This is a genomic window from Oscillatoria sp. HE19RPO (genome assembly GCF_024220515.1).
In the GTDB taxonomy this organism is placed as follows: Bacteria; Cyanobacteriota; Cyanobacteriia; order Cyanobacteriales; family Laspinemataceae; genus Laspinema.
Genome location: NZ_JAMXOT010000070.1, coordinates 1 through 8,866, shown reverse-complemented (window position 1 = coordinate 8,866; position 8,866 = coordinate 1). Strand labels below are relative to the sequence as shown.

Below are 8,866 nucleotides of genomic sequence, written 5' to 3'. Positions count from 1 at the left end.
TTCCTCATTTTTTGATAATTAGCAAAAGTTGTGGTAGAAACCCGGTTTCTGAGTCTGGGGTAGGGGTTCAAGAAACCGGGTTTCTTTCCTCATTTTTTGATAATTAGCAAAAGTTGTGGTAGAAACCCGGTTTCTGAGTCGGGGTAGGGGTTCAAGTTTGAGACATCCAAGCCTTCCGCGCTTCTTCTGTCTTCTCTTTATCTAACTTAAACACCAACACGGATAACGGAGGCAAGCATAAATCCAACGAGTAAGCATGACTGTGGAACCACCACTCATCGGCCCATTTACCCCCTAGATTCCCCATGTTGCTGCCGCCATATTTGCCGGAGTCGCTGTTAAAAATTTCGCTGTAGAATCCATGAACCGGAACCCCAACGCGATAATGACTATGGGGTTGCGGCGTAAAGTTACAAACCACCACCACAAAATCTTCCTTATTTTTATCCCAGCGGATAAACGACACCACACTATGGCGATTGTCCGAACAATCAATCCATTCAAACCCTTCTTGTCCAAAATCTTGGCTATAAAGTTCAGGCGTTGAACAATATAAGTGATTCAGGTCAGCCATAAAGGTTTTAAGCTGTTGGTGTGGCTCAAATTGCAAGAGTTCCCACTCCAAATCGCCCCAGACATTCCACTCACTCCATTGGCCGAATTCCATGCTCATAAACAGGGTTTTCTTGCCCGGGTGAGCAAACATATAGGTAAACAAACATCGGACATTGGCTAATTTCTGCCAGCGGTCCCCGGGCATTTTACCAATAATATTGCTCTTCCCATGCACCACTTCATCATGGGACAGGGCCAGCATGAAATTCTCGCTGTGGTGATACCACATACTAAAGGTGATGTTGTTCTGATGGAACTGGCGGAACCAGGGGTCCATGCTGAAGTAATCCAGCATATCGTGCATCCAGCCCATGTTCCATTTCAAGTTAAACCCTAAACCGCCCACGTATGTAGGCCAGGAAACCATCGGCCAGGAGGTAGACTCTTCAGCAATGGAGAGCACTCCTGGATAGTAGGAAAACAGCAGATGATTGGCTTGGCGCAGGAAGTCTGCCGCTTCGAGGTTTTCCCGTCCGCCATATTGGTTGGTGACCCATTCCCCTTCTTTCCGGCAGTAGTCTAAATACAACATGGAGGCGACAGCATCGACGCGGATGCCGTCAATGTGGAATTTATCAAACCAGAATAAGACGTTGGCAACGAGGAAGTTGCGGACTTCGTTGCGATTGTAGTTAAAGACGAGAGTTCCCCATTCCTTGTGTTCGCCTTTGCGGGGGTCAGCGTGTTCGTAGAGGTGGGTGCCATCAAAGAAGGCCAATCCATGTCCATCTTTGGGGAAGTGACCGGGAACCCAGTCTACCAAGACGCCAATTCCCTCTTGGTGGCAGCAATCCACAAAGTACATGAAGTCTTCCGGAGTGCCAAAGCGGGAGGTGGGGGCATAGTAGCCGGTGACTTGATAACCCCAAGACCCATCAAAGGGATGTTCAGCGATCGGGAGTAATTCGATGTGGGTGTAGCCGAGTTCTTTGACGTAGGGAATCAGTTTCTCGGCGAGTTCCCGGTAGGTAAGGAATCTGGCCCCGGGTTTGAGTTCGGAGACGATGACGACAGGTTCGGTGTCTCCGTTGGGGAGTTTGGCGGGTTCTGAGGCGGAGGCATGGAGCCAGGAGCCTAAGTGACATTCGTAGACGGAGATGGGTTTGGTGAGGGGGTCGCTGTTGCGACGTTCTGCCATCCATTCTTGGTCGGTCCAGGTGTAGGTGTCCAGGTCGGTGACGATGGAGGCGGTTTTGGGCCGGGGTTCTTGTTGGAACCCGTAGGGGTCAGATTTTTCGTAAATGTGACCTGCGGAGTTTTTGATTTCATATTTGTAATGTTCGCCGACTCCCAGGTCAGGGATGAAGAGTTCCCAGACGCCGTTACCGCGTTTGGCCATTTGATGTTTGCGTCCGTCCCAGTGGTTGAAGTCGCCGAGGACGGAGATGTTACGGGCGTTGGGGGCCCAGACGGCAAAGTAGACGCCTTTAACGCCGTTGACTTCTAGGGTGTGAGCACCGAGTTTTTCGTAGATGCGATGGTGGTTGCCTTCGGCGAAGAGGTGGATGTCGAGGTCGGTGAGTTTGGGGGACCGGAAGGCGTAGGGGTCGTACATGACTCGTTCGTGCTCGCCTTCTTTGATGCGGAATTGGTAGTTTGCGAGTTCAGCGGTTTCGATGACGCATTCAAAGAAGTGGGGGTTATGCACGGACTGCATGGGATATTCTTGGCGCTGTTCCGGGACGATGACGGATACGCTGTCGGCGTTGGGGAGGTAAGCGCGGACGGCCCAATGGGAGATTTTACCGTTGTCCTGGATGGGATGAGCACCGAGGATTTCAAAGGGGTCTTGATGTTGATTTCCAACTATCTGATGGACTTGATCCGGGGCGATTGTGATGGTCATGTTTTGTTGCCTAAATGCAGTTCATGAATGGGTTTCGATATCTGTGCGGTTGATTAACCCTGGATTAGGGTTGGGGCACAAGGGTTATAGGGAATCCGGTTGTGATAGGTCTATAAAAACCGGCACCCTAAAGGGTGGGGCTATACGGACGAAGCCTGCCTTCGCAGGCTAAAAGAGAAAACTGACTTTTGAGAACCGGATTTGGGATTAGATATTGCGATCGCCTCGGGTGGGGGTGTTGATAATAGCTTCATTCTAGAGATTTTGGGGTCTCTGGGATGAAGGGTGCTGGTTGGTTCACACACCGGATCCCTAATGCCCTGGCGATCGCCTCCTTAGAGGGAGCAACTTTTTTACAGGACTGACGTTTGTTCAAGGGATTGAACCCGATAGGGTCGATGCTTTTAATCAAAGGCATCTCCTATCTACTTCAGGTGATGGGTCGGTCCTGTTCTATCAATACACCATAAATATTAAGGATTGTAAAGTGAACTACCCAGCGCTGAATCTCAGATTACAGCGTGGGCTTCCTACCCAGAGACAAGCGTAGTAGTAGATTTCTTTCGTCCTCTATTACTACGTCTTACTGTCTGGCGATAGGCTTTATCCCCGGTTCCCGAGGTCAATATTCGTAGACCCTCATCTCTGAGGTTGATTGCTGCATTGACATCCCGATCATGTTTCGACCCACAATTGGTACAAGTCCAATGTCTTATGTCCAGGGGTAGACTCCCAACTTGGTTTTTGCAGACATGACAAGTTTTTGAACTCGGGAAAAACCTATCAACCTCTTGATAAACCTTGCCCTCTTGTTCAGCCTTGTACTTGAGCATAGTACAGAATTGTCCCCATCCAACCTGGCTGATTGCCTTGGCTAGACAGTGATTCTTGACCATGTTCTTGACTGCTAGATCTTCAACCACAATCACTTGGTTTTCGTTAACTATCGACAGCGATAGCTTGTGATGAAAATCTTCTCGACATCGGGAGATCTTATTGTGAACTCTAGCTACTTTCTTTCTAGCCTTATTGCGGTTATTTGAGCCTTGGGGCTTACGAGAAAGTTGTTGTTGTTTGCACTTTAAGTTTCGTTCGTGTTTATTTAGCCATCTAGGGTTATCAAACTTTGAACCATCAGAGGTGATAGCAAAATGAGTTAACCCGAGGTCTATACCTACTGCTTTGCCTTCAGCATTAGATTCAGACTTTTCTTTACCATCCTCAAATAACACTGAAGCAAAGTATTGGTCACAACGGTTTTTGGAGACAGTAACAGTCTTTACTTTACCATCGGGTGGACGGTGAATAACTGCTTTTACTTCTCCAATAGATGGGAACTTCAAGGAACCATCCAACACCTTAACATTCTGAGGGTACTGGATAGATTGTTTTCCATGCTTCGACTTAAAGCTAGGATAACCCGCTCTCCTTTCAAAGAAATTGTTGAAGGCTACACCCAGATTGAGACAGACTTGCTGTAGGCATTGGGAGTAGGTTAGCTTCAACCATTCATACTCTTTTTTGAGTGAAGGTATTTGCTTTTTAACCTCATACCCAGACAATCCTTTACCTGTCTCCTTATAGGTTTTATTCATCAAGTCAAGACAGTAGTTCCACAGAAAACGGCAATTGCCAAAGGACTGCTCTAGCAACTGCTTCTGTTCTCTATTTGGATATAGTCTTACTTTTACGACCTTTAACATTAGAGTAAATTAAATATCCGAGACGTAATTATAACATAAGTAAAGAAAAACGATTCATCCCACGCCAAATCTGAGATTATGGACGTGGGGCTTCTCGTTCAATCAAGCTAAAATGGCACGTTCAAAACGGAAAAATCACCCGGAGTAATTCTCTGACGGGCAAGCGATTAATCATGATCTGCCCGGGAGGGATTGGCCCGATCGCCGTGGTTGGACTGCCATCGTAGGGGGCGATCGTCCCCCGAAATGTGGGGTCTTCGAGCAAGGCAGCATATTCAGCGGGGGTCAGGGGTGTTCCATCAATGGGCGATCGGCCTTGGGTAATAATTTCCGTTCGCAAGATTTCCTCGGGAACATCCGAGGCCGGAGGTAAAGCGGCAGCGCGTGGGGTGATCCCCAACAGCATTCCCCCGACTAAAATCAACTGAATTAAACGGGAGTGACCCGAGAATTTAGGATCGATGGGTTGGTGGCGATCGCTCATACAAATAAATAGATGATCTTCTTAACTTTTACTATCATATTTTCAGCCCTTTTCTATCAGTCTTAAGTCATAAATAAGTCAATCGAATTCCACCCAAATCACAGGTTGAACTCAAGCACCACAGAGGGGGTAGACCGAGTTGATCCCCCCATTCGGCAGACCCTGCGCCACCCGTTCAAGGAGAGTGCAGAATTTTAAATTCTCCTAGATCCTCAAAAAAGAACCCTCGACAAATGTCAAGGGTTTTTGACTCAGATGAGTTGAGCAAAGGCGTGAGTTTCAGGCCCTTAGTGCAAGTTCATCCTTTGTCGTTGTTGTTATTCCAATTTCTACACCCGTCCCTGCTCAGTTTTAAGGAGCAGTCGGAGCAGTTTCAGGAGTGGTCGGAGTTGCTTCGGGAGTCGTTGCCGGGGTCTCCATAGCTTCCGGAGCGGTTGCCGGGGTCTCGACAGCTTCGGGGGCTGCCTGGTCTACAGGAACTTCCTCTGTGGGGGTAATCGTAGCAGGGGTTTCCGGTTCAGTGGTATTGCAGGCTACAACAGAGGTAGACAAAGCGAGTAAAACAGCTAAACTAGCGATTTTGTTTTTCATTTTGGATAGTTAGGGGTGAATGAATCAGGCATGACTAAGGACCCAGACTGCCTCAGTCGTTTCTAAAAAATGAACAACTGCTAATGAACCCAATCTAGGGCAAGGTTTCAGGATGGTTTTCCTGGGAAACTCCCGGCGAAACCCTCTTCAAAATCTGCTAGTAGTATAGAATAGGGCATTTTTACGAAAAAAGTTACAAATTTTCATTTATCTTTAAAAATTTTTATAGCGGGGAGAGACCCGCAAAGATCCCGAGGTGGATTGACCCTAAAATCTTGCACCCCAGGGAGCAAGTCCCGGGAATCAGCCTGAGTTTGCACCGGGGTGTTAGTTTTTACAATCCACCGCGAGAGTGGGTACGGATGGATCCTCCCCGTTGACCGATGGACTGGGAAAGAGGTGTTTTCTATCTCAATTGAGGCGATTCAACAACTCCCCTGGGAGAGGGAAATCGGGGGAACCGGAACGATCGCCCTCCTGAAATCAGAGTTCCCTAACTGCAAAAGACTTACAGACAAGCCGGTGCTAGGATGGGGGAGTCTCAGTGAAATCCACAAGACTAGGAACATCGGAATCCTCAACTCAATTGATCCGAGGGGTGCAATCCGCACTGCCCATGAGAAGGGAACCGATATAAATAGCGCTATTAACACCAACCGCCTAATATTGCTTAAAGTTATGACAGTTGCATTCAGACCCTCAAATGCTCCGAGAAAAATCAGGTCCCGTCCAACTTCGGCAGGAACATCCAATAATAAAGTAACCTCGATCGCAAACAGGCACAGAAAAGCCCAAGAAAGCCTGGGGATCGCCCCAAGAACCGCAGCGCAAGTCACCCCGTTGCGATCGGCACAATCCAGTCCCCGAGTTCGCTCAGGATTAACCCCTAACCCCAAGACAACCGAATCCAGAAAAAACAAGGCAACGAGAACTCAAACCCCCTTAAACCCTTGGGCGATTCCCTTTTGGTTGCGATCGCTGGTGAAAGCTCAAACTGTTTCATCCTTCGCCACCTTCCTCCTCGTCGGTGCCGCCTTATTCATCTATGGCAGTACCGTCTACTACCAGCAACAGTGGGGTACATCCTTCCGAGAGTTGGAAAGTTTGCGCCGCCAAGAGCGAAAACTGATCTCAACCAACGAAAGCTTAAAAACCCAATTCTCCAAACAAGCAGCAGAACCGGGCAGCGGTTTAGTACCCCCCAACTTAAATCAAATGATATTTCTAAAACCCACCCCAGTAGACCCCCCAGAATCAGCAGAAATCAGGGGGGAAGAAACCCCAACTCCCGATAACCGACCCGTGGGATATTAACCTTCAAAAGTTCGGGATTAAACCCGACTTTTTTCTGACCTAAACCGGGGAATATCGCCTGAATCAATCCCGAATCAAAAGCCTTCAAATTCTCCAACCTGATTACATTTTACGAGCGGAATATGGCATCAAGGATTCCACACCCTGGGCGAAGTTTGCAGCGGAACTCTCATCGCAAAACCCAATCTCAACGCCCGAAAAAAATCAACCGGGGGACGGCTCGGAATAAGCGGGGACAAGAGAGCGGTAAAAACTTGCTCTTACTCTTACCCCTGGCCTTTTTATTATTAATTTTAGAGAATTTGAACAGCTCGCCGCGCATGAGGCGGGGAGTCCGCGCTTTGACGCGATTGGGAAATCCTCGGATTAGATTTGCGGTAGTCTGGGGGGTTTTAATGGCGGGAATGCTGGGCTTGAGTGGGAATTTGTATCGATTGCAAATTGTGAATGGGCAGGACTTACAAGAACAAGCCAGACAGCAGCAAGATGTGAAATTGCAGCCGTTTATTCCCCGACGGGCGATCGTCGATCGCAGTGGCAATGTTTTAGCCCTGGATCGCCCGGTTTATACCCTATACGCCCATCCCAAACTGTTTAAAATCTCTAAGGAAGAGATGGCGGTAACCCTCGCCCCGATTCTGAATCAAACCAGTGCGGAACTCTTCGGAAAATTCAACGCGGCGGAAAGTGGAATTGCCTTGGCAGTCGGCATCTCGGAGGAAAATGCCGATCGCATCCGAGAAATCTTCCTCGATGGACTAGAACTAGAGCAAAATCGCGCCCGCTACTATCCCCAGCAAAACTTAGCCGCAGATGTGGTGGGATATGTGGATACAGAAGGCAAAGGTCAAGCGGGAGTCGAAGCCAGCCACCAGCACTTACTCGCCCGGGAAGCCTCATTAGAACTAGACCGGCGCTTATGGGGTTCGCTGATCCCCGACCCAGTACCGGCAGAATTTATGCGGTTGGACGATTTGCATTTGCAAATTACCCTAGATTCGCGGTTGCAACAAGCTGCAAGGGTCGCCCTAGAGAAACACCGGAAACAGTGGAATGCCAAACGCGGCACGGCGATCGTGATGGATGCCAAAACTGGAGAAATCTTAGCCTTAGTCTGCGACCCCTCCTACGACCCCAACGAATACTTTAAAGCCGATCTAGAGTTATTTAAAAACTGGGCGCTGACGGATTTATATGAACCGGGATCGACCTTTAAACCGATTACCGTGGCGATCGCCTTAGAAGCCGGTGCCATTGAAGCCAACAGTGTCTTTTATGATGAAGGGCGAATTTACGTCGATGAATGGCCGATTTCCAACTCCGATGGGGCCGGTCGAGGCAATCTGACCGTGACGGAAATCATCCGCTATTCCAGTAATGTGGGGATGGTGCATATTATCGAACAGATGCGATCGCGGGTCTTTTACAGTTGGCTGCAACGCCTGGGGATCGGCGATATCATCGGCGCAGACTTACCCTTTGAAACCGCCAGTCAACTGCGATCGCGTGCCGAATTTATGGCCTCCCCCGTCAATGCCGCCACCGCCTCCTTCGGCCAAGGTCTTTCTCTGACCCCCCTCCAACTGGTCCAAATTAACGGCGCTTTAGCCAATGAAGGCTATCTCGTCACTCCCCATGTTGTCCGGGGACTCTTTGATAGTCAAGGACGCCAGTATTGGCAACCGGACCTCCGTCCCAAGCGCCAAGTCTTTTCCCCCTCCACCACCCAAGCAGTAGTGGCAATGATGGAGGATGCCATCGACGACGGCACCGGCACCGCCGCCCAAATTCCCGGATATCGGATTGCCGGAAAAACCGGGACCTCTCAAAAAGCATCCGATGATGGCACTGGTTATTCCGACTATGCCCGGATCGCCAGTTTTGTGGCAATTTTACCGGCAGAAAACCCCCGTTACGTCGTCCTCGCCGCCGTGGATGAACCCGTGGGTGGCTATGGGGGAACCGTCGCTGCACCCATTGTCAAAGAAATCATGGAATCCTTGATTCAAATTGAGGGGATTCCTCCTTCTTCCCGGGTTGAAACCCCCGAGGTTGAGGAGTCTGGGGAGTAATACCAAATCCGGGGGTTAAACTGTAAAAACCCGCAGGCTCAAGCCTGGGGCTATACGGACAAAGCCCGCCTGCGCGGGCTAATCCAGTATAACACCCGTCAGGTGTTGCAACTTTATACGGAATCCGGTTGCTCTAGGTCTATAAGGGGATTGCAAAATATAAATCCTCCAACTGTTCAACTGAAAGGAAGGGATGTGTAGGGGCGCAATGCTTGCGCCCTGAATTGGGCGCAAGCATTGC

The 8,866-nt window shown here is 49.2% G+C and carries 6 protein-coding genes; 2 read left to right on the top strand and 4 right to left on the bottom strand.

The window, feature by feature from the left end:
- Positions 1 to 151 precede the first annotated feature (151 nt).
- From glgB to NG833_RS07430, 4 genes are all read right to left on the bottom strand, one after another.
- Entirely contained in the window at positions 152 to 2,461 is a 2,310-nt protein-coding gene (gene glgB / locus NG833_RS07445) for a 1,4-alpha-glucan branching enzyme (protein ID WP_254564667.1), read from the bottom strand.
- 530 nt (positions 2,462 to 2,991) lie between these two features.
- A complete protein-coding gene (locus tag NG833_RS07440; RefSeq protein ID WP_254564666.1) occupies positions 2,992 to 4,164 on the bottom strand; it encodes a transposase in 1,173 nt (390 codons plus the stop codon).
- A gap of 121 nt (positions 4,165 to 4,285) precedes the next feature.
- Positions 4,286 to 4,648, bottom strand: coding sequence for a hypothetical protein (locus tag NG833_RS07435; protein WP_309143837.1), 363 nt, complete (start codon positions 4,646 to 4,648; stop codon positions 4,286 to 4,288).
- A 351-nt stretch (positions 4,649 to 4,999) separates the two neighbouring features.
- A complete protein-coding gene (locus tag NG833_RS07430; RefSeq protein ID WP_254564665.1) occupies positions 5,000 to 5,239 on the bottom strand; it encodes a hypothetical protein in 240 nt (79 codons plus the stop codon).
- Between the two features lie 678 nt (positions 5,240 to 5,917).
- Here NG833_RS07430 and NG833_RS07425 point away from each other — a divergent pair.
- On the top strand, positions 5,918 to 6,553 hold the full coding sequence (locus NG833_RS07425; RefSeq protein WP_254564664.1) for a hypothetical protein: 636 nt from the start codon (positions 5,918 to 5,920) through the stop codon (positions 6,551 to 6,553).
- Positions 6,554 to 6,675: 122 nt separating this feature from the next.
- Entirely contained in the window at positions 6,676 to 8,625 is a 1,950-nt protein-coding gene (locus NG833_RS07420) for a penicillin-binding protein 2 (protein WP_254564663.1), read from the top strand.
- Positions 8,626 to 8,866 lie beyond the last annotated feature (241 nt).